The following is a 25,107-nucleotide window of genomic DNA, read 5'->3' on the forward strand; positions in this document are numbered from 1 at the left end:
AGGCATTCACCATGACGACACAGACAGCAACTCAAACAGATCCTTCCAAAGCCGGGCCGAGCTTCGATAGCCGCGCGCTGCGTGACGCTTTTGGCTCGTTTGCTACGGGCGTGACGATTGTCACTACTGCGGGGCCTGACGGCGTCGACATCGGTTTGACCGCGAACAGTTTCTCTTCGGTGTCGCTGGATCCACCGATGGTGCTTTGGAGCCTGGCGCGCACCTCGTTGAACATGGATGCCTTCCGCAACAACGGGCATTTCGCCGTGCATATCCTCTCCGCGGATCAGGAAGCGTTGTCGTCGCGCTTTGCGAGCAAAGGCATTGACCGTTTCGAAGGGCTTACGCTGGATCGCGGCCCGGACGGCGTGCCTTTGCTACCCGACTGCATGGCGCGCTTCACCTGCAAACTCGCCTATCAGTACGAGGGCGGCGATCACGTCATTTTCGTCGGCGAGATTGTCGATTTCGGCCATTCGGCGCGCAAACCACTGGTGTTCCATGGCGGCCGCTACGGCATGTTGCTGCCAAAGCAAGCCGTCGCCTCAGTTGAATCGGCAGACGAGTTCAGTAACCTGTCTTCTGATGATCTGCTGTATCAGGTTTCGAATGCTTATTTGCGCACGCGCCAAAGCGTGATTGAAAAGCTCGAATCCCGGCAGTGGACGGCCGAGGAATACGCAGTGCTTAGCATCATTGGCCGTGAAGACGGCTTGTGCATGCCGGAAATCGTTGCGCGCAGCGAGAAGGTACGCGGTCAGGGCATTTCCGCTGCGATCGTACAACAGCTCATCACGCGAGGCCTGTTGGAGGAGGTGGACGCCAGTGACGGCCGTATTGCCGTCAGGTTGACTGCCGATGGCCGTCACGCGGTGCTGGAACTGATCGCCATCCGCAAGTCGAGCGAGGCCGATGTGCAGGGCAAGCTCGATCCGAGTGAAGTGCAATTGCTCAAGCACCTTCTGGCCAGGCTCGACGCATGAAGATCGCACGCTACCAATCATCCGCAGGGCCCGAACGACTCGGGATCGTCACTGCCGCGTCGGGGCGTGAACACCTCATTGATGTCGCGAAAGCGGCGGCTGTGCGAGGCGGCCCAGCCACACCTACATCGGTAATGGCCCTGATCGAGGGCGGCGCAGCGGCGATGGACGCCACCCGCGAGTTGCTCCGGTGGGCGGCGGATCGTCAGGATCCGCTGTGGATGGATGACCCCAATACCGTCGAGTGGCTGACGCCGGTGCCGGAGAAATCGATCTTCTGCGCCGGGCGCAATTTTGGCCGGCACAAGCTGGAGTCGATGAAGGGCAATGCCGACAACGCCAGCAAACTGCACAGCGATTTCCCGACCGGTTTCATCAAACTCGGGCGCACGCTGGTGCCGCATAAAAGTCAGGTGAAGCGGCCCGACGATGTGCTCGATTTCGACTACGAAGTCGAGATCGTGCTGGTGATCGGCAAGGCGATCGACGCGCGCCGCGATATCGATCCAGCCAGCGCCATTTTCGGCTACACCATTTTCAATGACCTGTCGGCACGGGAATGGCAGCTGCGCGAAATGCAGAACGGCATGATCATGCTCGGCAAGAACTTTCCGGGGTTTGGCCCGATCGGCCCCTACATTTTGACCGCCGACGAAGTACCGGACCCCAAAGCCCTGGTGCTGTGGCTGAAGGTCAATGGCGAGTTGCGCCAGCACTCCGACTGTCGCGATTTGATTTTCGGTTTCGCCGAAATGCTCGCGTTCTGGTCGCGTTTCGGTCTGGTGCCCGGCGATTTGATCAGCACCGGTACGCCTGAAGGCGTGGCCTTGCACCACAAGCCCGATCCGCATGAGTGGTACCTCAAACCGGGCGACCGGGTGGAGGCGGGCGTTGACGGTATCGGCGTCCTCGAAACGTTCATCGTCTAGTCACCGCGTTGCGTTGGCGACCCCACAATAAGGAATGTTTATGAAATTGTTCTTTTTGCCCGGTGCCTGCCAGATTGGCATCCATGCCTTGCTTGCTGAAATCGGCAAGCCGTTCGAGATCGAGAAAGCAGCGCGCGCGGGCACGCCAGAGTTCGAGGCGTACACGCAGATCAACCCCAAGGGCAAAGTCCCCGCGCTGATTCGCGACGATGGTTCGCTGCTCACCGAGTTCCCGGTGATCGCGCTCTATCTCGCCCGGACGAACCCCGAGCGAGAGCTGATCCCGACGGACATCGAAGGCGAGATTCGTGTGCTGGAAATGACTGAGTATTTGGTATCTACCGTGCACATGCAAGGCTACACTCGCGCTCGCCGGCCAGAGAAGTTTGCGCCGAGCGAAGCAGATCATGCGGCGGTGAAAGCGCAGGGTCTGAAGATATTCCAGGCCGGGCTCGACCGGGCAGAACGACAGATCAACGGCAAAGACTGGCTCTTCGAAAAAATGACCATCGCCGATTTCGCGCTCTTCTATCTGGAGCATTGGTGCGTGGTCAACGGCATCGGCAAGCTGGGGCAAAGTTGTCAGGCGCACCACGATCGTCTGTGGGCGAACGTTGAAATCCGTCGCGCGATCGAGTCCGAACTCATTACTTGATGTTGAGCGCTCCACCATGGACATGCTGTTGAAGCTGAAGGCTTTCGTCGTCACCGCCGACACCGGTAACTTCTCAGCCGCTGCGCGCACGCTGTACACCTCGCCCTCGGTCATCATGAAGCGGGTTGACGAACTCGAATGGGATTTCAAAACCACCTTCTTCGATCGCTCAACCCGCCGTTTGACCCTGACTGACACCGGGCAAAGCTACCTGACTCATGCCCGGCAGCTGCTGCGCGCTTACAGCGACATGGCCAGTGGCGCGATCTTAAGCCCCGGCGCCATCGAAGGCCCGATCAGGATCAAAGCCCCGGCGGTGCTGATCCGCCAGGGCCTCGGCGATCTGTTTACCCGTTACCGTGCTGAACATCCGATGGTGCAACTGGAGATTGTTGCGTCTGATCGGGGCGGTAATCCGGCGGAGGAGGGCTTCGATATCTCGGTCGGCATGGATCAGATGGCCTACTCGGATGTGGTCGAGCAGGTCATCCGCCCCTTTCCTCGGGTGATGTGTGCGGCGCCGGCGTATCTCGCGCGATGTGAAGCGCTGTTGCATCCTCGCGACCTGGTCGATCATCCCTGTCTGTCGTTTTCCCTTGCCGGGTCAATCTGGGCGTTCAACTCGCCCGAAGGCCGGATAGAAGTGGACGTGCGTCCGGTGCTCATCACCAACGATGAAGGCTATTTGTGCGCCGCCGCCCGCGATGGCCAGGGGATTGTGCAACTGGCCTTGCCGATCGTTGCCGATGCTCTGACAGCGGGGGAGTTGGTGCCGGTGCTGGAGCAATTCCCGCTGGTGGAGCGCTGGGTGAAAATCATGGTGCCGACGGCGCGACTGGAGCTGACGCGGGTGAAGCTGCTGTTCGATAAAATGGCACTGCATTTAACCAGCGACAACTCCTGAGGCGAACTCTGTTGTGAGGGGTTTATCCCCGACGGGCTGCACAGCAGCCGTGAATCAGCCACCGCAGTTTTTCAGAGACATCGCATTGGCAGGGTTTGGGTCTGCTTCGCAGCCCATCGGGGATAAATCCCCTCGCTACAATTTTCTGCGCCAACCTGCCATCTCTGCCAGTCCTGCGGTTCTTGCGAGTCCTGCCAAGTCCTGCCAAATTCGATCAGATTTCCTGTGTATTTCCCGCTTGTCTGCACGCCTATTTAGCGCTCGCAGCTGTGTCTCTTTGCGCCTTTTCCCAAAGAATCCGCGTCTTCATTGCACCATCAGTTTTCTGGCTGCGGTGTAGCGGGTTTTATCATTGTTCAGGCCGAAAAGGGCCTGCATATACTCGGGCCAACACAGAAACACCGTCACGGCTGGGAACAATAAAACCATCTCAAACCAAGACTCTGTGTTGCCTGCACATGATTTGTCCGTGCATGAATTCAACCGGTACCACAACTTCATGGGAGGTTTTTCTTGTGGGTCGCTGTGACTGGCCAACGTTCATGTAATCGGCCTGATCAGCAACCGGAGTTCATGCGTCACACAATCCCTCTAGGTAGCAAAAATGCAAATAATAAAAATAAGATTTGCAGTGCCGCACGACGTTTTGTATCGCCAGAGTCTTCGCTCCATGCTGGTTGCCACCAGCCTGATGGCGGCAGGCTCGACGCTGGCCGCACCGATTGATGTGGGTAACCCTGACATCAAACTGCGCTGGGACAACACGTTCAAATACTCTGCCGGTATGCGTCTCAAGGATCAGGATGACACGCTGACCCAAAACGTTCCTGCCACGCCGGGCGGCGGCAAGGGGCCGGCGGCGCTCAACGCTGACGATGGCGACCGTAACTTCAAAAAAGGCCGGCTGATTTCCAACCGTCTCGATGTGCTGTCCGAGATGGATCTGGTTATTCACGACGATTACGGCCTGCGCATCAGCGGCGCGGCCTGGTACGACGACGTCTATAACCAGAAAAACGATAACAACTCGCCAGCGACCAACAACTCGTTGTCGGTGCCGAGTGACCATTTCACCCACGACACCCGCGATTTGCACGGTCGCCAAGCCGAGATTCTCGACGCCTTCGTTTTTGGTGGTGCTGACGTCGGCGACGCGCGAGTCAGTGGCCGTTTGGGCCAACACACCGTGCTGTGGGGCGAGAGTCTGTTCTTCGGCGCCAATGCCATTGCCGGCACCCAGTCTCCGGTGGACGCGGTCAAGGCTTCCTCGGTACCTGGCTCGACCACCAAAGAAATCATCAGGCCGGTGGGCCAGTTTTCCGGGCAGATCCAGTTTTCCCCAGCGCTGACCCTGATGGGTTACTACCAATACGACTGGGAAGCTACTCGCTTGCCGGCCGCAGGTAGCTACTTCTCGGTCAACGACTTCATCGCCGATGGCGGCGAACGAATTCGCTTTGCACCAGGTTTACCGGGAATCGGTTTGTCGCGCGGTGCTGACATCAAGGCTAAAGATAGCGGCCAGTTCGGTCTTGGACTGCGCACGCAATTGGGCGACTGGGAACTGGGTGCCTACGCGATCCGTTACCACGCCAAAACGCCTGTGCTTTATTCACACGCAGGACGCACCCCTGTCACAGGTGCCGGGTTCGGAACATACCAATGGGTGTACCCCGAGGACATCAAGGCGTTCGGTATCAGTGCCACCACTACAGTGGATACGATCAACTACGCCGGAGAGATCTCCGTACGTCGCGACACGCCGTTGACCAGCCTGCCGGTGGAGGTTGGAGCCCAAGAGGCGGACAACAACAACCACGCGTTTTATGCCATCGGTAATTCAGCGCATGCCAACGTGTCGATGATCTGGACTATGCCGCGCAACTTCATGTCCGACGAACCTTCGTTCAGCATGGAAGTGGCCTACAACCAGCTGACCAGTTGCACCAGTAATTGCTCGGCCATGGATCCGGATCTGGATCGACGCGCTGCTGCGGTGCGGGCCTTGTACGCGATACCGCAGCGCAACGTCATGGACGGCCTCGACCTCACGCCTTCCTTCACCGTTGGCTACAACAATGGCAAATCCCCGGTGGCGATCATGGGGCCAGACGATGGCGGCGACATGACCTTCACGCTCGCCGGTAACTATCTGACCGTGTGGGATTTCACGATGGCGTACACCCATTACTACGGCGGCGCAAACACCGCCACGTATGCGTCGAGCGACCCGAGCGTCAACGGCACGTACACCTTCGCTCAGACCTTGAAAGATCGTGATTTCGTCTCAGTCTCGCTGCGTCGCACCTTCTAAGGGAAAACAATAATGACTATGTTCAATCGCATGACCTTGCTGGCTCTGACGTGCGCCGTACTGACGGCACCGGTTATCCAGGCTGCTGTTTCGGCAGACGAAGCCGCCAAGCTGAAGACCACGCTGACGCCTCTGGGCGCCGAGCGCGCCGGCAACAAGGACGGGACGATTCCGCCTTGGGAGGGGGGGTATCCGGTCGACAACTCGTACAACTCAGCGGCGATTCCGGATCTGTTCAAGGATAAGCCTCTGCTGACTATCACTGCGCAGAATGCCGATCAGTACAAAGACAAGTTGACCGAAGGCACCTTGGGCCTTTTGAAGAAGTTTCCGAGCTTCAATGTTCAGGTGTTCCCAACCCGGCGCACCGCAGCGGCGCCGCAGTGGGTATACGACAACACCTTAGCCAACGCCACTCGAGCGACAATGGATCCATCTGGCGAACTCGGTCCGTTCCCGAAAGGCACCTACGGCGGCATCCCGTTCCCGATTCCGAAAAACGGGGAAGAGGCGATCTGGAACCACCTGTTGCGATGGACAACCCCCAGCTACCAGACCACGCCTAGCCTGGCTCGCGTAACGCCAGAAGGCAAAGTGATTCCGGTCTCGCAGAACGTCGCCAAGAGCTCGTTCCCTTACTACGACCAGAACAGCAACCTGGAGAAATGGCAGGCCGCCGGCTCCAACATTGTCGTGCGTCGCGTCGACACGTCCGGCCCGCCGATCCGTGCCGGCGAGATCCTGCTGCAACGCGTCAACATCAACGACATCGAGTCTAAAACCTGGGTCTATCTGACCGGCCAGCGTCGCGTCCGCCGTCTGCCGCTGACCTGCTGCGATGTACCGAGCCCGGTGGCGGGCGGCATCCTCAATTTCGACGAAGTCGAGGTGTATTCCTCGTCCATCGGACGTTACGACTGGAAGCTGGTCGGCAAGAAAGAAATGTACGTGCCGTACAACACCAACAGCTATCACCAGGCGCCGTCGCTGGAAAAGCTCATGTCTGAAAAGACCGTCAACCCGGACTTCGTGCGCTTCGAGCAGCATCGGGTGTGGGTGGTGGAGGGCACGCTCAAGGCCGGTCAGCGCCACGTGATTCCGCGTCTGCGCGTGTATCTGGATGAAGACACCTGGATCGCTGTCGCCGGCGAACGTTGGGATGCCCAGGGGCAACTGTGGAAAGTGACGTACAACTTGCCAACCGTGTTCCCGGCAGGTCCCGGCACCATCGTCGCAGGCTATATGTCGTACGACCTGATCGGCGGCGGCTACTTCGCCTCTGCCTATTTCCCGCGTGATAAACAAGTCGACCTGAAGGCCACGTTGCCAGACCGCATCTTCACGCCCGAGTCCCTGTCTGGAGAGGGCGTGCGCTAAAGACTGTATCTGGCTTGAACGATGAACCTGATGAGATGACCCGTATGAATAACAATAACAATGAAGGCGTCGACGTTTCCCGTCGCGGGCTGTTGCTGGTGGGGTTGGGCCTGGGTTTGCAAGTGTTGTTGGCCCCGACACTGGCCTCTACCACGGTAGCGTTCGCTTCGGCAGCCATGCCTGGGCTGCTCGGCCAACCTGCGACCATGACCCCACGGGCAGCACAGGCTGTGCTGACCCGCGTGGTGGTGGCCGGTGAGCGTTTGGTGGCATTGGGCGAACGCGGCATGGTCGTGCTGTCCGACGACGGCGGCCGGCATTGGCGCCAGGCCCGCGTACCGGTCAGTGTGACGCTGACATCAGCGAGTTTTGTCGATGCCCGTCAGGGCTGGATCGCTGGCCACAGTGGTGTTGTGTTGCATACCTCTGACGGTGGTGAGAATTGGTCCATTCAGACCGATGGAATCGCCCTGGCACAGGCCAGTCTCGTTCAGGCGCAGGCGTTGCCCGATACCGATGCCGATCGCGAACACCGCGTCCAGCAGGCTCAGCGTCTGGTGGATGACGGTGCAGACAAACCGCTGCTGTCGATCTGTTTTGCCGACGCATTGCACGGGATGGTGGTGGGCGCCTTCGGCCTCGCCGCCAGCACCGATGACGGCGGTAAAACCTGGACGCCTTGCCGCGAGCGTCTGGTCAATCCCATGAGCATGCATCTGTATGCGGTTGCCCACCATGCCAAGACCTGGGTGGTGGCGGGCGAGCAGGGCGTGCTGATGCGCAGCGACGACGATGGCGCTAGCTTCACGGCCTTGGCGGCACCTTCCGAACGCACTCTGTTCACCGCAACGGCCACGCTCGGTGGGAGTTTTGTCTTTGCCGGGCTGTTGGGGGCTGCGTGCCGCATCGACTCGGGGAGTACAACCGTGAACGCGATCGAACTGACAGCGCCGTTGACGATTCTGTCCAGCGTTGAGCTGCGCGATGGTCGGGTGATGCTGTTGGCGTCAGGCGGGCGAGTGCTTGCCAGTCGCGACGGTGGTGTCCATTTCGCCGAACAGCAACTGCAGCGACGCGTGCCGCTGACCTCGCTGGTCGAAGCCGCAGACGGTGGGCTGGTGGCCACCAGCATGGGTGGAGTCTCCCGGCTTGGTTGACGACATCCACCTGCACGCTCACTCGACGCGCCTTATAAGAGTCCAATGACATGACCACAGTGAAACCTGCTGAGACCGGCGCTTGCCGGCTCGAAGACTTTGATCCGCGCTCGGGCAATGTGCTCGAACGCGCCGTGTTCAACCACCGCATCCTGGTGCTGTGTTTGTGCGTGCTGGTCACCGTCCTGCTGGGCTTCAGCGCGCTGAGCCTGAAGCTCAATGCCAGCTTCGAAAAGACCATTCCGACCGGCCACCCGTACATCACCAATTATCTGGAACACAAAAAAGAGCTGACGGGCCTGGGTAACTCGGTGCGCATTGCGGTGGAGGCACGCAAGGGCGACATTTACAACGCGCGCTATCTGGAAACGCTGCGTCAGATCAACGATGACGTGTTCACCCTGCAGGGCGTGGATCGCGCATTCATGAAATCGCTGTGGACGCCGAACGTGCGCTGGACAGCGGTGACCGAAGACGGACTGGACGGTGGTCAGGTGATCCCTGCGCACTACGACGGCTCGCCAGCCAAAATCGAAGAGTTGCGCATGAACGTGCAGCGCTCGGGCGAAATCGGCCAGTTGGTCGCGGTCAACGGCGGCTCGACGGTGATTCAGGTGCCGCTGCTGGAACATGACGCGGCCGGCAAACCGCTGGACTACGCGGCGCTGTCCAAGCAGCTTGAGCAGTTGCGCGCCAAGTACAGCAGTGACGAGGTGGCCATTCACATCACCGGGTTTGCCAAGCTGTCCAGCGACCTCATGGATGGCATGCAGGAGGTGATCGGCTTCTTCTTCATCGCACTGATCATCTGTGCGGCAATGGTTTTTCTGTACAACCGTGACGTGATCAGCACCGCGCTGGTGGTGATCACCTCTGTGACCGGCGTGCTCTGGCAACTGGGCCTGCTGCCGCTGCTGGGTTACTCGCTGAACCCGTATTCGATGCTGGTGCCGTTTCTGATCTTCGCCATCGGCATCAGCCATGGCGCGCAGAAAATGAACGGCATCCTGCAGGACATCGGTCGTGGTACGCACCGCTATGTCGCGGCACGTTTCACCTTTCGCCGCCTGTTCCTCGCGGGCTTGACTGCTCTGTTGGCGGACGCCGTTGGCTTCGCAGTGCTGCTGATGATCGACATTCCGGTGATCCGCGAACTGGCGATCGCCGCCAGCCTCGGTGTGCTGGTGCTGGTGATTTCCAATCTGATCCTGCTGCCGGTTTTGTTGAGCTACGTCGGTGTCAGCCGTAAAGCCGCCGAGCGCGCAGTGCGCCGGGAATCGGCCACCGCTGCAGGCGAGAGCAGTGCGTTCTTTATCTGGCTGGTGCGCTTCACCGAAGGTCGACGTGCCACCGCGGCGATCGTCTCGGCGCTGGTGCTGGCGGTGGTCGGCGTTGCCGTCGGCACGCAACTGAAGGTGGGCGATCTCGACCCTGGCGCTCCAGAGCTGCAAGCCGACTCGCGCTACAACCGCGACGTCAGCTACCTGACTACAAACTACGGCGCGAGCAATGATCTCTTCGCGATCATGGTCAAGACATCCGAAGGCAACTGTAGCCAGTACGACGTATTGCGTCGGGTCGACCAACTGGAATGGGCGTTGATGGATCTGCCCGGCGTCGAATCCACGCAGTCGATTGCGCGGCTGCAACGGCGCCTGATGGTCGGCATGAACGAGGGCAGTCCGCTGTGGTACGACCTGTCGAGCAATCAAAGCATGCTCAACACCATCACCGCCCGGGCGCCACGTGAACTGTACAACGAAGAATGCAACCTGTTGACGGTGTACGCCTACCTGCGTGACCACCGCGCCGAGACCTTGCAGCAAGTGGTCGATCTGGTCGAGCGCTTTGCCGCCAAAAACAATGACAAGGACGCCACCTTCCTGTTGGCGGCCGGTTCCGCCGGGATCGACGCGACCACCAACATCGTGGTTCACAAGGCCTGGTACCAGATGTTGTTCATGGTTTACGGGGCCGTGGCGCTGCTGTGCTTTGTGACGTTCCGCTCATGGCGAGCGGTACTGGTGGCTATGCTGCCGCTGATGCTCACCTCGATTCTGGCCGAAGCCTTGATGGTCGCGCTGGGCATGGGCGTCAAGGTGGCGACCTTGCCGGTGATCGCCCTTGGCGTCGGCATCGGCGTGGATTACGCGCTGTACGTATTGAGCGTAACGCTTGCGCAAATGCGTGCCGGTGCCACGTTGAAACAAGCCTATGCCACGGCGCTGCAGTTCACCGGCCGCGTGGTGTTGCTGACCGGTATCACGCTGGCGGCGGCGGTCGCGACCTGGCATTTCTCCAGCATCAAGTTCCAGGCCGACATGGGTCTGCTGCTGGCGTTCATGTTCTTGTGGAACATGCTCGGCGCCCTGGTACTGATCCCGGCACTGGCGCGGTTTCTGCTGCCCGGCGCACGCGTCGGAGCCGTCGTCGAGGTCACCGAACAAGCACCGCCGCCAGCGGCCGCAGCACCCTTATCCGCCACCAAACCCGAGAAGCCGGTATTCGAAAGATGCCTGCCGTAACCCATCAACCTGATTTTTCACACCACCTAAAATAAGGAAACACCATGGATCGCTATATCAATCGCCTGTTTCACGTGTGCATCACCGTCGCTGATATCGATGCTGCACTTGAGTTCTACTGTGGCGTGCTCGGCCTTGAGTCCATCGGCAAACTGCGCCACGAAAGGGCGCCCGGTGAAATCCTTGGTTTCCCGAATCAGATCATTGAAATCCACGCTGACCACCTCGTCGGCAAAGACAAGGACAACGCCACCGTTATCGACCTGATCGAGTTCGTCGAACCAAAAACCATGGTCAACAAAAACGCTTCCGCGCCGCTGAACCACGCTGGCATCAACCGTATGGCGTTTGGTGTAGACGACACCGATGCCATTCATGAGAAGCTCAAGGCGCGCGGCGACATCGTTTTCCTGTGCGAGCCGCAAGTGGTGATCGCGCCAACCGGCGGCAAATTCAAGATCCTGACGTTTAAAGACCCGTTCGACAACGTTCTGGAAGTGATTGAGTACTGCAAGTAACCCGTGTTTGTAGAATTTATTACTCGGAAAAATCGGAGAATTTAAATGAGTGTCACACAAGACAAGTCCGAAATTATTGATGTCATCAACCTGTATGGCGTCGCGTTGGACGCTCACGCCTGGGACTTGCTGGACGAGGTGTTTACCGAGGATGCCCACGCTGATTTCGGGCCGGCCGGCGCGGTCTGGAAGTCGGTCGGTGCGCTGAAGTTCGCCTTCAAGGACTTCCACGAAACACTGACCAATCACATGCACACCATGACCGGTTCCTGCGTACACGTGGAGGGCGATACGGCCTACGCGCTGACCTACGGCGACTGGCTGCTGTCCCGTGATTCGGCAGTGGGTGGCCCTGACTGGGTTGGCCGTGGCTGGTACGACGATATCCTGGTGCGCACCGATAAGGGCTGGCGCATCAGCAATCGCGTGTGCCGACTGATTTCCTGGACAGGCAACCCGAATGTGCCTGAACCCGCGTATGAACAGCATCCAGTGATGACCACCCACACGCTGCGCAGTCATCGCGAAGAAGGCAAGGTCCGGTTCTTCGAAGCCATCGCCAAAAAGTAAACAGCTAATAGCAACGACGGATCCACTTCCGATTGTTTGACGGAAGTGGTCTGGGGTTTCTATTGCCCGAAATTCCATTGTGGAGCTCTGGCGAAGAGTAACTTTTTATATTGGAAACCTAATCATGAATGACCAGAGCGTTATCTGGACAGTGGGCATCAATTGCTCAGCGGAAGACGAAGACAAGTTCAATGTTTGGTACGACGACGTGCATGTACCGATGTTGATGCAGGGCGACTGCGTGAGAAAAGTCAGCCGCTTCAAACTGGCCGAGGAGACCTATCACGTCGGCGTAACCACCCAGCCGTGCCCGACGTACCTGACGATTTATGAATTCGACAGCCAGGAAAAATTCGAAGACTGGATGAAGAGCCCGTCGCGCATTGAAGCCGGTGAAGACAAGACAAAGACCTGGGGCGACAAGGTGTATGACGTCCAATGGGCAACGCGCTACGACCTCACTAACACCTGGAACGGTTAATTAAAGGGCGGTAAAAGTCATGAACGCACTGGTTAAAAAACTGCTTCACGTTTGCATCACCGTCCCGGACGTTGATCAGGCCCTCAAGTTCTACCGCGACGTACTGGGTTTTGTTTCGACCTTTGAAACCAGAACCGATGAAGCGGATGGCCCGCTGCTGGGTTTCGCCGAAGATGAGATCAGCATTTACGCCCATCACATCCTTACCGCAGGTGCCGATGCCAAGCACGCCACCGAAATCAACCTGATCGAGTACACCAAACCGGCAACGATCATCGGCGATGGCCCGTATGACTTGATGAATCAGGTCGGGATTACCCGTCTTGCACTGCTGGTTGAAAACACTCGCGAAGCCTTTGAAAAGATCAGCGCGTACGAAGGTGTTGAAGTGGTTTGCGAGCCCAAAGACATCATTATCCGCAAGCCTGGGCAGAACCTGACGATGACCTGGTTCAGCTTCAAAGATCCTTACGGCGTGTTCATCACCATCGCCGAACCACCAAAAGCTTAAGCAGCTCCGTTCAATATCGCGGTTCAGTTTGGGTCGGATCGCCTCATTCCAGTTCAGGAAAATCCAGGAGATAACATGCAGATCGATGTTCTGGTGGACGTAAAAACCACCATCGGTGAGGGCCCTGTATGGGATGTGCAGGAGCAGCGCCTGTACTGGATCGACGTCGTCGGCGGTCGCGTTTATCGCTGCACCGCTGACGGGCGCGAGGTGCGTACGTGGGAAATGCCCGACACCATCGGTTCGATGGCGCTGCGCCGTAATGGCGGTGCCATTGTGGCGCTGGGTTCGGGGTTTCACTTCCTCGACTTCGACACGGGTGAGACCGAGCTGATCGTCAATCCCGAGGCTGACAAGCCGCATAACCGTTTGAATGACGGCAAGGTCGACGCCCGTGGGCGTTTCATCGTCGGCAGCATGGACACCCGCGAGGGCTTCGCTGATGGCACGCTGTTTCGCATCGACCCGGATCTGTCGGTGCATAAGCTCGACTCAGGTTTTGCGATTTCCAACGGGCCGTGCTGGAGCCCCGACGGTTCAACGTTCTATTTCTCCGATACTTTTTCCGGTGAAATCTGGGCGTATGACTACGACCTCGAAACCGGCGGCATCGCCAATCGTCGCACCTTCACCAAAGCAGGTTTTACCGAGACGACAACCACTGACGGCTCCACGGTCGATGCCGAAGGCTACCTCTGGAATGCTCAGGTCTACGCCGGCAAGCTGTGCCGCTTTGCGCCGGACGGCAGTCTCGATCGGGTTATCGAAATGCCGGTGAAGAAGGTCACCAGCGTCAACTTCGGCGGGCCTGAGATGGACACGTTATTTGTCACTTCGATGGCCAAGCCACCGTTGCCGCGCTATCCGGGTGACAACGTGATGCGCGGGAGTCTTTTCGCGGTTCGTGGTTTGGGTGTGCAAGGGCTGCCAGAGCCGCGTTTTGGTGGCTGAATACGAGTCCGTCGAACGCGATTTCGGAGCTGCTTCGAAATTGACATTTCCACCGTTACAGGATCGTTGCGATGCCTGAGTTCAAAGACAAAGTCGTACTGATTTCAGGAACCGGCGGGCGTATGGGGCGGATAGCTGCCCAAATGTTTGCCAGAGAAGGCGCGAAAGTACTTGGCTGCGATGTCGCAATCCAGCGATCTGAAGAAACCTGCAGGCTGGTGAGAGAGGAGGGTGGAGATTTTTTTTCGCTGGAACCTCTCGATCTGGCCAGCCCCATTGATGCACAACGATGGATAGATGAAGCCATATCGCGCTGGGGGCGAATCGATGTCCTCTATAACAATGCCGCAGGTGTCAGCATTGCCGCTTTTGAAGATGCGTCGATTGAGCATTGGAATTACACCATTCGCAACGAGTTGACGATCGCCTACGTGGCAGCTCGCGCGGTTTGGCCGCAAATGCTGAAACAGCAAAAAGGAGTAATAGTCAACGTGGCGTCGATTGCCGGCCATCTTGAGCTATCCGGTTTTCCTGCAGTTGCGCATGGTGTGACTAATGCAGGCGTACACGCACTTACGCGTATGCTCGCCGCCCAAGGCGCACCACACGGCATACGTTCGGTAAGTATCAGTCCAGGGCTGATTGCCGATCCAGACGCGCAGCCCTCTCCAGCGCTTGATGAATACGGCTTACCGACAGCGCGACAACTGTGGAAACACGCGGCACTGGGCCGCCCGGCCCGAGCTGAGGAGATTGTTGAAGCCGCTCTGTTTCTTGCATCCGACAGAGCGTCGTATATCACTGGAACCGATATAGCCGTAGACGGTGGAATGTCCAGCATCATCTGGAAATCAGAAGCGTGAGCAATTTACGCTGACCATTTTGCAATGAATCCCGAGATGCTTGAGGTGAAAACTATGCAAACCCATAAAAATCGCGTTGCCGTTGTTTCGGGCGCCGCCAAGGGCATTGGCCAGGAACTGGCGATTCAACTGGCACAACGAGGCGCCGCTCTGGCGCTGCTGGACATCGCCGATCTTTCGCAAACCTGCGAGCTGATTGAGGAGGCGGGCGGCCAAGCCATTGCCATTCATTGTGATGTCAGCCAGGAAACCGACTGGATCGCTGCCGGCGAGGTCGTCAAAAACCACTACGGTCGCTGCGACATTTTGGTCAACAACGCCGGGATCTACCCCAATGTGCACTTCGATGAGCTGGACTTCAAAACCTGGCGGCGCACCTTTGAGATCAATCTCGACAGCATGTTTTTGAGCGCAAAAGTGTTCGTGCCGATGATGCGCGCTAATGGCTGGGGGCGCATCGTCAACGTCTCTTCGACATCCATCGTCACCAACGCCGTCGGCGTCAGCCATTACATGGCAAGCAAGATGGGCATCATTGGCTTCACCCGAGGATTGGCAAATGACCTGGGCAAGGACTTCATTACCGTCAATTCGCTCGCGCCTGCACTGACCGCGACACCCGGCACCAGCCATATACCGGACGTCGTACGCGATAACATTGTCAATTTACAGGCCTTCAAGAGAATGGCGGTGCCCAACGATATTGTCGGGCCCATGCTGTTTCTGACCAGCGAGGACGCACAGTTCGTGACGGGACAGGTGCTGGCTGTCGATGGCGGCATGATGAAAACCTGCTGAACGGCGTCATCCTCCGGTTCATGGACGATCGGCAAGCGCTGTCTTGCCATCGTCTCCCTCGTTAAACCCCTTCTTTCGCCTGTCCGGAACCGTTGATTTTGCACCTGTTCATCGAGGTTGGATCAGGGCTGGCAAGCCATTCCCGATATGGATAGAGTACGAGCCACCTATAAATTGCTGACGGTGTTCAGCAAGCAATAACAAGAGACGATTCCGCGCATGATGCTCCCCAAGTTGATGCACATCCGCATGTTTGTTGCCGTGTACGAGGAAGGCTCCTTCACTGTCGCTGCCAGCCGCGAAGGGCTGGGACAGTCCGGCGTGTCTGCGCATGTTCGGCAGTTGGAAAATCAATTGGGCGTGCGGCTGTTCGCCCGCGATCGCACGATTATTCCCACGCCCGCCGGGCATGCCTATTACCAGCAATGTGTGCAATTGCTGCGTCAGCACGAAAGCGCCTGCAACGCAGTTGGTCATCGTGCAGAGCCATCGGACGGTTCGCTGCGCATAGGCATGATTCCGACCATGACGCGTTCGGTATTCAGCCGCGCACTGCTGGCTTTTGAAGCCGCTTATCCCAACGTTTCAGTTCACCTTACCGAAGGCGCAGGCAGCGTGATTGCGACCGCAGTACGTCGTGGCATGCTGGATTTCGCCATCACCCAGCGCATGTCTTACGACGGCGGTGGCGGGGCGGTCGGGCTGAGTACATCGTTGTTCACGAGAACGCCAGCGTTTCTGGTGTCCTCACCCGACTCAGGCTTGCCGCACTGCGAACCGGTGCGCCTCAGCGACATCAATGACTTGCACCTGGTACTGCCGATCGGGCGACGACCGCTGCTGGAGCAGTATCTGATCGACCACAAGGTGCAAGTCGTGCAGCGTCTCAACTGGTTCGAGTCCATGCTGGGCGCCATGGATCTGGTGCGCTCCAGCCACTGGGCGGCGATTATTTCCGGCCTGTTTATCGCCGACGATCTGCGGCGCAAGCGCTTCACACTTAACCCGCTGGCCGATCCAATTCTCTGGGACGAAATGTTGTTGGTGGAGCCGGCGCGCAAACCCTTGTCGACGATTGCCCAGAACTTCATCGAGTTTTTGAAGAAGGCCACCGAAGACATCAACGCGATACCGATCCGTATCGCCCATGGCGAGCATTCGTCAAACGCAGACTTCAATGAGATATCGCGCCATGAATGACTCGCTGCCCGGTTTGCGGGAAATGCAAATGTTCGTGGCGGTGTACGAGACGCGATCGTTCACGGCGGCGGCAGCACGTGAGTTTGCCACTCAGTCGGGCATCTCCCAGCACATCAAGCAGATCGAAGAAATGCTCGGCGTGCAGCTGTTTGACCGACAGAAAGGTGTAGAGCCTACCGCAGCAGGCACCTCGTTTTACCAGCATTGTCTGGAAGTGGTGGCGGCCAATTCCAGGGCACTGCAGGCGCTGGATACCTTCGAGCAGGGCCTGTCCGGCGAAGTCCGTTTTGGGGTGACACCGACACTGGCGACCTATCAGCTCGCGCCGGCCTATCTGCGCCTGATGTCGCAGAACCCCAATGCCTCAATCGCGGTGATCGACGCCCCCAGTAACATGCTGATCGACATGGTCCGGGCCGGCGAACTCGACTTTGCGATCATTCCGTCGATTTCGCAGCCACCGGCGGATCTGTCCACGACGGTATTTGCCGCCACGCCTGCGTTTCTGGTCTCGTCAATCACCCATGACAGTGGCTTTGAGCATGGCGAACTCATTGAGCTCGACGAGCTGACGGGGTTCAAGCTGCTGGCACCTGACAGTCGTGAGTATGCGCAGTGGATCGGTTCACAGCTGGACGCTCTTTCGGGGCCGGGCCCCTGTTACCAGCTCGATGCGGTGCTGGCCACGCTCGACCTGATCAGGCAGAGCGAGTGGATGGCGATTCTTCCCGGTCTGCTATTCGTGCACGATTTCAGTGTTGAACCAGCAGAGCGAGACTTCAGGATCAACCCCTTTGCCGGTGCCGGCCTGACGCTGGAGTTGCTGTTGGTGCAGCCGGCGCGGCCAACGCCTTCAGCGCTGATGATGGCGGCGATCAGTGCAATCCAACAGGTGGCCCAGGAGCACATTCAGTTGCTCAGCCGTTTCCGGTTTGGCAACCAGCCGGCCGTTCGCAGGTTGCAATAATCGCGGCGGTTTTGCGGGGGAGGGTGCAGAGGGGCATTGCCCCTCTGGTGTTCGTCGATCAAGCGTCTGCGAGTGATTTTTGCCCAATCGGGGTGCCCGAGTAACCGGCCACCTTGCGCAATACCCGATCAGTGCCGTCACGCGGACTGCCGGAAGCGTCTGGATGATCGTCGAACCAGTTTCCCTTCGGATAGCGGTACATCAAATCGACCATGAGACGCCGCTCGGCAATCAGCCAAACACCGTCGCGACGTTCAAATCGATCAAAATAGCGCGCCCATAATTTAACCGTATCGCCGTTCCAGTGATGACGCTCTGAAGCGGCGTGGTCAGCCTGCAGATAGGTTTCAACGAACGCAATCTCAGGGCCATCGAATTCAACCAGGCTATTTCCGAGGAAATGTTGAGTACGGTTAAACCGTGGCATTTCGTCAGTCAGGAATTGAAAGAATCCCTCGGCGCTGCCGACATGAAGGCTTTCGGGAAAGTGGATGTAGGCGTCTTTATGGAAAGCGCCACGCACCAGTGACATGTCAATCCGGTCAAGGCCACGGCAATAGCGCAGCAGGACATCGTGAATTTCGGTGCGCGCGGCAAGTTCTTCGAGCGTCATAGCTATCTCCTGTACTCATCGTTGTTAGAGGTGCAACGGTGCTTTCGCTGGAACAATCGGAAGCTGAATAAAACCCTGGCGATCCGGCCCGGTGTAGACCGTGTTGCGCGCGCCGTCGTGGCAGGCACTGTCATATCCGTGCCGGGGGCCATGATCGACGCCGTCGAAAGGCTGTATGTCCACGCGCAAGCGGTAACCCTTGCGGATCAACGCTGTGTTGGGAATGATCTCGATTTCCACCATCACCACTTCATCGCTTTCGAGCGGTGCATGGTCGGCTTTGAGGTGCGTGTGCTTGACCGTGTACTCGGTGGTACGCGACGCATCCACTTGGCGATGCGACGCCTTCAACCAGCCCTTGGCCAAGGGATAGTTGGGCACGTTCATGCCCATTGTGGTCGGGCCGGCGTAGTCGACTTCCAGGCCGTTTTCATCGAGTACACGCAGGCTCACGAAGATGTCCATGTCCTCGCTGGTGGAAGACACCCACAGCCGCGCTTTGCCATACCCCGCGAACACCATGTCTTGCGTCACGGGATCACTGATGAACGAAATGCCGGTTTTCCATATTTCCAGTACTGAAGGGGGTTTGACGGGAAGAAAGCACGGCGGGATGCCCGTGCGCAGCGCCAAGGGAATTTGCGCGGAATAATCTGCCTGCCCGCTGACGACCTGAGGGGTCAACGACAGACGTAGAAAATCATCGCGGTGCTCGTCGCCTTGCCAGTCTGATGGCGTGGTGTCGAAGAACCATTGCGGATAGTTCGTTCTTGCAATGGGCCATTCTTGTTCTTCCTGAATATAGGAAGCGCCATTGCCACTTCGAATCTCAAGACGCACCGGCGGGGTGTCCATGATGCCGTTGTCGATGCCTTTCAACCAATGGTCAAAAAACGCCCGGTGATCGGCGATGGCAGTTCGCGAATAGGCTTTGGTGAACCAGTCTTCCCAGAAATCGATCTTCTTCGATGCCGTGTTCGTGGCCAGATAAGCCTCGCTGCTGCCGAGCTGATGGAAGTGCGCCATGTGCGTTGTGCAGGCGATCGCCCATAGCGGTACCTTCACCTTGCTCATGTCCGGGTTCATCAGAATCGTCGAGCGTGGGCCGAACGCCTTGGTGGTATCCGAGTCCTTGAACGTGGCCTCCTTGAGCATGCCGATAAAGTCGACTGCATTGGGCTCGCCACACACCGCGGCCAGCACGCCGGCCTTGTACCAGTGACTGAAGAACTCCTCGTTGAGGATGCCGCCGGTATAGGCGACCTCGTCGTACAGATCAACATCGGTGCCGATGGCGATCATTGCTTTAAGATGTTGTGGCTCAAGGCTTGCCGCTGCGTGCTGGCTCATCGCGTAGTACGACATACCCCACAGCCCGACATTGCCGTTTGACCAATTCTGTACCCCGGCCCAGTCAATCGCATCGCGAAAGGCTTCGGCCGTTTCTATGCCAAATGGCGCCAGTGTTCCCGGGTTTTTGCCTGAGCCCGGGCCATCCACACGCACCAGCACATAGTCATGCGGCACCCAATCCACCGAGTTGGCTGTTTCGTGGTTCTCAAACACCTGCCCTTCGGGATTGCCGTGGAAATAGCGCTCCTCCATGTCCTCGTGGGCGACAAAGTCGGCGTCGTCGGCAATCGAGTGATGGTAGAACGCTCGGCCGTAAGGGCCGCAGTTCATGATGACCGGGAAGCGGCCAGGCTTGGCCGGACGGAACACGTCCGCGTACACGTGCAGGCCGTTTTTCAGGGGGATTCTGACGTCCTTGAAACGCAGAATACCGAGTATGTTTCGTCGGACTTCATTGCGTGCCGTCGCCGCATGGCAGAGCTGGCGCGGTGTGCGATCGGTAAAGACGCCGGCGGCCGAAAGCTCGGCGAGCACCGATGCGATCAAAGGATCCTGTTCGAACTCAAGCACCGGGTTCAGTGCGAGGCCGGAAAAGGAAATATCGTGGCGGAAATTGAGGCGATACTGGCCGATAATTTTGTGTGCTGCCGGATCGATGCAGATGCCGCCATCCAGGTGTCCATCGCGGTCGAGCGAGCAGAGGAAGCGTGCAATGTTTGTCAGTCCAGCGTCGAGCAACTTGTTGATGTTGCCGTCCACGCGGCTGACGATGTCTGCCAGGTTGAGGCGGGGGGCGCCGAGTGCGGAACCGATCGGTGTGTTGCCCACCAGAAAGGCAACCCGCTCGCCCTTGCGGTAGTGGAACTCACCGTTTTCGTTCGTCATCCCGTTAAGGGTAGAAGTCTGATATCTGAGCCCGGCAACCGGACCGGAAAACACACCGGTATGCAGCGTGCAGACATCGTGTCCGCTATCGCCAGCAGGCAACGCTGTGGCGTGGGTAAAAGTCTGCAGGGTATCGCTCATGAAGAGGTCCTCTTGTAGTGCAGATCTTGGATTTGCGCAGTGCAGCGGCGCGAGTGTAGGTCTGATTTTTAATTAACTCAACACGTGTTGAGTTTTTATGTATAGCATGTATCTCGACACACTGAACAAAGAAAAATGACCACGCACAGGGAAATATCGGCGCCATGAAAATCACAGAAGAACTCACCACAGCGGATGCCCGAGAAATCAAAACCGGGCGCCGTCCTGGCTCTGGCAATAGCCGCCAAACGGTGCTTGAAGCGGCACGCGCGCGTTTCGCCAGCGACGGTTTCGGTGCGACCACGATGCGCCGCGTGGCCGCCGATGCCGGCGTTGACGTGTCCATGGTCATGCAGTTTTTCCGCTCTAAAGACGAGCTGTTTGCGGCGGTGATGAATATTCCGGAATCAGCTCTGGAGAAGCTCGGCGCCGTTTTTGCCGGCACCGACGAGCAACTTGGGGAGCGCGTGGTTCGCGCGTTTCTGCAGGCGTGGGAGGGCGCGCCAGAAGAGTCGGAACCGCTGATGGCGATGCTCAGAAATGCGATGGTCAACGAGCAGGCGCGTCATCAACTGCGCGACTACATTGAGTCGCGGTTGATCGCAGGCGCAGGCGAATCGCTTGGGCAAGACGCGCGCCTGCGCGCAGGCCTGGCGTTGTCCATGCTGGTGGGAATAGTGACCGGACGACAAATCATCGGCGTGCCGATTCTTGCCGCGACCGATCGGGAGACGCTAGTCGCGGTGGTCGCCCCGGCGATTCAGCACACGCTGCTGCCACCGCCAAAGTGTACAACCGCCACTGACTGATTGGGGGCATGGTGTTCACTTCCTTACGTCAGGTGAACACCATGGTTCCGTTCAAGGCTACAACGCTTGATCGGTCAGGGAACGATCGGCAGTTGCAGGTAGCTCGGGTACTCCGGCCCGGTGTAAATGCGGTTTACGGCATCGACGTGATAGCTCTTGTCATAGGCACGAACCGGTACGCCGGCCGGCGCATAAGGCTGGATATCCACCAGCAGACGGCAGCCTTTGCGAATCCTCGCGGTGCTCGGGTTGAGACCGATTTCGACCGGCACGATATCTCCTCGCTGCAGCGGCGCGCAGTCTTTCTCCAGGTGAGTGTGCACCGGCCAATACTCGGTAGTGCGTTCGGCGTCCAGCGTACGGCGGGACACTTTCAACAAGCCATGCCCGACCGGGTGGATGTGCACCGGATCCACCGGAAGTACCACGGATTCGTAACGGATTTCGCGATCCTGCTTATCAAAAACCCGCAGAGAGACAAATACGTCCATATCTTCGCTGGTCGATTCCACCCACAACCCGACCTTCATGTAGCCGGCGAGGGTCATGTCTTCGCTCATCGGCTCGCTGACAAACGAAATACCTGTCGACCAGCGTGGAGTGCCGTCACTGGAGCCCGCCGGCGCGAGAGTTGGCGTGCCCAGATCAAGGTGCGCGTCGTATTCGGCGCGGCTTTGTTCGGTGGGCAGCGACTCGGTGATGCGCAGCACGTTGGGACGACGACCGTCGTTTTGCCAGTCTGAAGGGCGAGCATCGAGGTACCAGCGACGGTATTCTGTACGCGCTATCGGCCACTCGTATTCATGCAGGACGAAGTGAGCTCCGCTGCCTGTTCGCACCTGCACCCGCACCGGCGCTTCATCCATCACGCCGTTGTCGATGCCCTTGAGCCAGTAATCGAAATAGCGCATGTGTTCGGCGATCGATTTGTTGCTGTAGGAGTCCGGGAACCAGGCATCTGCGAAATCGAATTTGCGCGCTTTGGCAGCGGTGGAACGGATGTAAGTTTCGCTGCTGCCGAGTTGGTGAATGATCGCACCGACTTGCGGGCCGACGATCCACACCGGGGCAGTGGCTTTGCTCATGTCCGGGCGCATGAAGATGCTGCCGCGCTGGCCATAGGCGTTGATGTCGTTGAACGGCGTCGCCAGCACGCGGGCCATCCAGTCGGTTTCCGGACGTTCGCCACAGTGGTTGTTGCCGGACCAGATCTTCCACCACCAGTTCCAGAAGCCGGAGCCGAAGATGCCGCCGCCGTACAGGGCTTCGTTGTAGATATCCGCGTCGGTGCCTTGCGCGATCATCGCCTTGAGGTGCGAAGGTTGCAGGCTGGCCACACTGTGCTGGGCCATCGCCAGGTACGACATGCCCCACAAACCGACGTTGCCATTGGACCAAGGCTGAGTGCCTGCCCATTCGATGGCGTCGTAATAATCTTCGGCTTCCTGAACGCTGAAGGGCGCTTGTAGGCCCGGGCTTTTGCACACGCCACGCGCGTCGACGCGGATGCACACATAGCCTTCCGGCACCCACACCGAGGTGTCGACGGTCTCGTGATTTTCGTACTGGGCGCCATCCGGATTGCCGGAAAAATAACGATCCTCCATCTGCTCCTTGCGCAGAACGTCGGCCTCGTTGCAAATGCAGTCGTGATAAAAGCTCTTGCCGTAAAAGCCCTTGCTCATGACGATCGGATATTCACCCGACTCGGCAGGCCGGAAGACGTCGGCGCAAACGTATGAACCGTCGCGCAAGGGAATGCGCACATCTGTCATCTTGATGATGCCGCGAATATTGCGGCGCAATTCGTTACGGCTGGTGGCGGCATCGCACAGTGTGCGCGGCGTTTTGTCGGTGAACACACCGGGCGTGGCGTTGAGTGTTTCGAGAATCTGCAGCAGGGTCGGATCGTTGGCAAAATCGACCACGCCGCCTTGGCCCATCGGCATCACCGGTGGGCTGAAATTGATCGGCGTAGCGCCAATCAGCTCATGCACAACCGGCGCAATTTTTACGCCTGACTCGATGCTGCCTTGTTGATCCAGGGTATGCACGAAACGGGCGAGGTTGGTGACCGAAGGATCGAGCAGCTTATCGATCTTGCCGTCGACACGATTGGCCAGTTGCGCCAGATTCAGGCGTGGTGCGGCCTGTAGGGCGCCCAACACGATCCCGCCGACCCGGAAGCTGATGGCTTCGCCGGCGCGGTAGTGGAATTCGCCTTTATCGGAGGTCACGCCGGATAGCGTGGGGGTCTGGTATTTGAGTCCGGCGATCGGGCCGGCAAAAATACCTGTCAATACGGGGCTCAGTGCAGGTGCAGGAGACAGACTCATGCTGGATTCCTTATTGTTCTTGATTATGGGATCGATTCCAGTAAGGTACGGCGATCAAGAAATTAATTCAACACTCGTTGATATGAACGATGTTTCGTAATAATTTGGATATGACTATGAAGAAAGAAACCACTCCTGCGCCGCGTCGTGGGCGTCGGCCAGGCCCCAATAGCACGCGGCATCTGGTGCTCGAAGCGGCACGTGCGCGTTTTGCCAGCGACGGGTTTGCCGGCACGACTATCCGACTTGTGGCAGCTGACGCTGGGGTCGATGTGGCTCAGGTGATGCAGTTTTTTCGCTCCAAGGACGAACTCTTTGCCGCTGTGATGGCGATCCCTGCGTCGGCGCTGGAGCGTTTCGATGCGCTCTATGAAGGACCGGACGAGCACTTGGGCGAGCGGGTCGTGCGTGCGTTTCTCACAGCGTGGGAGGGCATCCCGGAAGAATCGGAACCGTTGATGGCCACGCTTCGTGGCGCGTTCGTCAATGACCAGGCGCGCGATCAGTTACGCGCCTTCATTCAATCGCGATTGCTGGGTGGTACTCACGAGCATCTCGAACCTGAAGCTAAGCTGCGATCCGGCCTCGCGGCGTCCTTACTGGTCGGCATGGTGGTCAGCCGACGCATCATCGGCGTGCCAATGATGGTTGCCGCAGAACCAGAAGAACTGGTGAGGATCATCGGTCCTGCCATTCAAAAGATTCTGGTGCCATAGGCGAGACGCTGGGAAATCCAGACGAATGAATCAACGCGGCGGGAAGTTTCATGACGATCCGTCTAAGCATCCAGGGTGAATACATGGCCAATTTTTCTGCCGCCAGTTTCAAAACGGTCCACCTCGGGATATTGCTAGGGCAAACGGCTACGCTGAAAGATCGGCTGTTGGATCGGCACCTGATGCCTCTCGGCATAACTGCTGCGCAATACAAAGTGCTGAAGATTATTTGTCGTGGAGATGACACCGCGGTCGCGTTGTGCCGACATCTGTCCATCCACAGCGCCTCGATGACTCGAATGTTGAATCGCCTTGAGTGCAAAGGCTTGATCGTTCGTAGCCAGGACGGTCAAGACCGACGCCAGGTTCGCTTGGTGCTGACCAATAAAGGGGAGGCTATGAGGTCGATGCTTCCGACGATGGAGGTTGCTGCGATGAATGAATTCACTTCAGGACTCACGTTGGAGGAAGTGCTGCGGTTGGAGGGCCTTTTGGAAAAGATGCTGTCCATTGAATCGCCACGGATTACATAAATGAGTGCGATTAGCCGT

The 25,107-nt window shown here is 58.2% G+C and carries 23 protein-coding genes; 20 read left to right on the forward strand and 3 right to left on the reverse strand.

Annotated elements, in window-relative coordinates; all coding sequences use genetic code 11:
• Positions 1 to 11 precede the first annotated feature (11 nt).
• The 17 genes from B723_RS16655 (at position 12) to B723_RS16740 (ending at position 17,703) form a co-directional block, all read left to right on the forward strand.
• Positions 12 to 983: a flavin reductase gene (locus B723_RS16655; RefSeq protein WP_017337766.1), complete on the forward strand. Its 972-nt coding sequence runs from the start codon at positions 12 to 14 to the stop codon at positions 981 to 983.
• Positions 980 to 1,912 carry a fumarylacetoacetate hydrolase family protein gene (locus B723_RS16660; RefSeq protein WP_031318662.1) on the forward strand — a complete coding sequence of 311 codons (933 nt, stop codon included), beginning with the start codon at positions 980 to 982 and terminating at the stop codon, positions 1,910 to 1,912. Before B723_RS16655 ends, B723_RS16660 begins: the two co-directional genes overlap by 4 nt.
• A gap of 40 nt (positions 1,913 to 1,952) precedes the next feature.
• A complete protein-coding gene (locus B723_RS16665; protein ID WP_017337768.1) occupies positions 1,953 to 2,567 on the forward strand; it encodes a glutathione S-transferase family protein in 615 nt (204 codons plus the stop codon).
• A gap of 16 nt (positions 2,568 to 2,583) precedes the next feature.
• A complete protein-coding gene (locus B723_RS16670; protein ID WP_017337769.1) occupies positions 2,584 to 3,471 on the forward strand; it encodes a LysR family transcriptional regulator in 888 nt (295 codons plus the stop codon).
• A 670-nt stretch (positions 3,472 to 4,141) separates the two neighbouring features.
• Complete coding sequence (locus B723_RS16680; RefSeq protein WP_017337771.1) at positions 4,142 to 5,785, forward strand: DUF1302 domain-containing protein; 1,644 nt, start codon at positions 4,142 to 4,144, stop codon at positions 5,783 to 5,785.
• A 12-nt stretch (positions 5,786 to 5,797) separates the two neighbouring features.
• Positions 5,798 to 7,162, forward strand: coding sequence for a DUF1329 domain-containing protein (locus B723_RS16685; protein WP_017337772.1), 1,365 nt, complete (start codon positions 5,798 to 5,800; stop codon positions 7,160 to 7,162).
• A gap of 44 nt (positions 7,163 to 7,206) precedes the next feature.
• Positions 7,207 to 8,319 carry a WD40/YVTN/BNR-like repeat-containing protein gene (locus B723_RS16690; RefSeq protein WP_017337773.1) on the forward strand — a complete coding sequence of 371 codons (1,113 nt, stop codon included), beginning with the start codon at positions 7,207 to 7,209 and terminating at the stop codon, positions 8,317 to 8,319.
• A 50-nt stretch (positions 8,320 to 8,369) separates the two neighbouring features.
• Complete coding sequence (locus B723_RS16695; RefSeq protein WP_017337774.1) at positions 8,370 to 10,844, forward strand: efflux RND transporter permease subunit; 2,475 nt, start codon at positions 8,370 to 8,372, stop codon at positions 10,842 to 10,844.
• A gap of 44 nt (positions 10,845 to 10,888) precedes the next feature.
• Complete coding sequence (locus B723_RS16700; RefSeq protein ID WP_017337775.1) at positions 10,889 to 11,362, forward strand: VOC family protein; 474 nt, start codon at positions 10,889 to 10,891, stop codon at positions 11,360 to 11,362.
• Between the two features lie 45 nt (positions 11,363 to 11,407).
• Positions 11,408 to 11,932, forward strand: a complete 525-nt coding sequence (locus tag B723_RS16705) for a nuclear transport factor 2 family protein (RefSeq protein WP_017337776.1) — start codon at positions 11,408 to 11,410, stop codon at positions 11,930 to 11,932.
• A 124-nt stretch (positions 11,933 to 12,056) separates the two neighbouring features.
• Complete coding sequence (locus B723_RS16710; RefSeq protein WP_017337777.1) at positions 12,057 to 12,413, forward strand: DUF4286 family protein; 357 nt, start codon at positions 12,057 to 12,059, stop codon at positions 12,411 to 12,413.
• A gap of 19 nt (positions 12,414 to 12,432) precedes the next feature.
• The gene (locus B723_RS16715; RefSeq protein ID WP_017337778.1) at positions 12,433 to 12,924 is read left to right on the forward strand and encodes a VOC family protein; all 492 of its coding nucleotides are present in this window, start codon (positions 12,433 to 12,435) and stop codon (positions 12,922 to 12,924) included.
• A gap of 75 nt (positions 12,925 to 12,999) precedes the next feature.
• Positions 13,000 to 13,875 carry an SMP-30/gluconolactonase/LRE family protein gene (locus B723_RS16720; RefSeq protein WP_017337779.1) on the forward strand — a complete coding sequence of 292 codons (876 nt, stop codon included), beginning with the start codon at positions 13,000 to 13,002 and terminating at the stop codon, positions 13,873 to 13,875.
• 71 nt (positions 13,876 to 13,946) lie between these two features.
• Complete coding sequence (locus B723_RS16725) at positions 13,947 to 14,738, forward strand: SDR family NAD(P)-dependent oxidoreductase (protein ID WP_017337780.1); 792 nt, start codon at positions 13,947 to 13,949, stop codon at positions 14,736 to 14,738.
• Positions 14,739 to 14,774: 36 nt separating this feature from the next.
• The gene (locus B723_RS16730) at positions 14,775 to 15,536 is read left to right on the forward strand and encodes an SDR family NAD(P)-dependent oxidoreductase (RefSeq protein WP_017337781.1); all 762 of its coding nucleotides are present in this window, start codon (positions 14,775 to 14,777) and stop codon (positions 15,534 to 15,536) included.
• A gap of 219 nt (positions 15,537 to 15,755) precedes the next feature.
• Positions 15,756 to 16,736 (forward strand): LysR family transcriptional regulator, encoded by a 981-nt coding sequence (locus B723_RS16735; RefSeq protein WP_017337782.1) that lies wholly within the window; start codon positions 15,756 to 15,758, stop codon positions 16,734 to 16,736.
• Positions 16,729 to 17,703 (forward strand): LysR family transcriptional regulator, encoded by a 975-nt coding sequence (locus B723_RS16740; RefSeq protein WP_017337783.1) that lies wholly within the window; start codon positions 16,729 to 16,731, stop codon positions 17,701 to 17,703. The genes B723_RS16735 and B723_RS16740 overlap by 8 nt, the downstream gene beginning before the upstream one ends.
• A 58-nt stretch (positions 17,704 to 17,761) precedes the next feature.
• Here the strand turns inward: B723_RS16740 and B723_RS16745 are convergent, their stop codons facing one another.
• Together B723_RS16745 and B723_RS16750 are read right to left on the reverse strand one after the other, a co-directional pair.
• A complete protein-coding gene (locus B723_RS16745) occupies positions 17,762 to 18,316 on the reverse strand; it encodes a nuclear transport factor 2 family protein (protein WP_017337784.1) in 555 nt (184 codons plus the stop codon).
• Positions 18,317 to 18,340: 24 nt separating this feature from the next.
• A complete protein-coding gene (locus B723_RS16750; protein ID WP_017337785.1) occupies positions 18,341 to 20,695 on the reverse strand; it encodes a CocE/NonD family hydrolase in 2,355 nt (784 codons plus the stop codon).
• 164 nt (positions 20,696 to 20,859) lie between these two features.
• Here B723_RS16750 and B723_RS16755 point away from each other — a divergent pair, with 164 nt between their 5' ends.
• On the forward strand, positions 20,860 to 21,504 hold the full coding sequence (locus B723_RS16755) for a TetR family transcriptional regulator (protein ID WP_017337786.1): 645 nt from the start codon (positions 20,860 to 20,862) through the stop codon (positions 21,502 to 21,504).
• Between the two features lie 74 nt (positions 21,505 to 21,578).
• Here B723_RS16755 and B723_RS16760 read toward each other — a convergent pair whose 3' ends face one another.
• Positions 21,579 to 23,840, reverse strand: coding sequence for a CocE/NonD family hydrolase (locus tag B723_RS16760; RefSeq protein ID WP_017337787.1), 2,262 nt, complete (start codon positions 23,838 to 23,840; stop codon positions 21,579 to 21,581).
• Between the two features lie 116 nt (positions 23,841 to 23,956).
• Here B723_RS16760 and B723_RS16765 point away from each other — a divergent pair, with 116 nt between their 5' ends.
• On the forward strand, positions 23,957 to 24,556 hold the full coding sequence (locus B723_RS16765) for a TetR family transcriptional regulator (RefSeq protein WP_017337789.1): 600 nt from the start codon (positions 23,957 to 23,959) through the stop codon (positions 24,554 to 24,556).
• A gap of 83 nt (positions 24,557 to 24,639) precedes the next feature.
• Complete coding sequence (locus B723_RS16770) at positions 24,640 to 25,089, forward strand: MarR family winged helix-turn-helix transcriptional regulator (protein ID WP_031318669.1); 450 nt, start codon at positions 24,640 to 24,642, stop codon at positions 25,087 to 25,089.
• Positions 25,090 to 25,107 lie beyond the last annotated feature (18 nt).

Source organism: Pseudomonas fluorescens NCIMB 11764 (genome assembly GCF_000293885.2).
Classification (GTDB): Bacteria; Pseudomonadota; Gammaproteobacteria; order Pseudomonadales; family Pseudomonadaceae; genus Aquipseudomonas; species Aquipseudomonas fluorescens_B.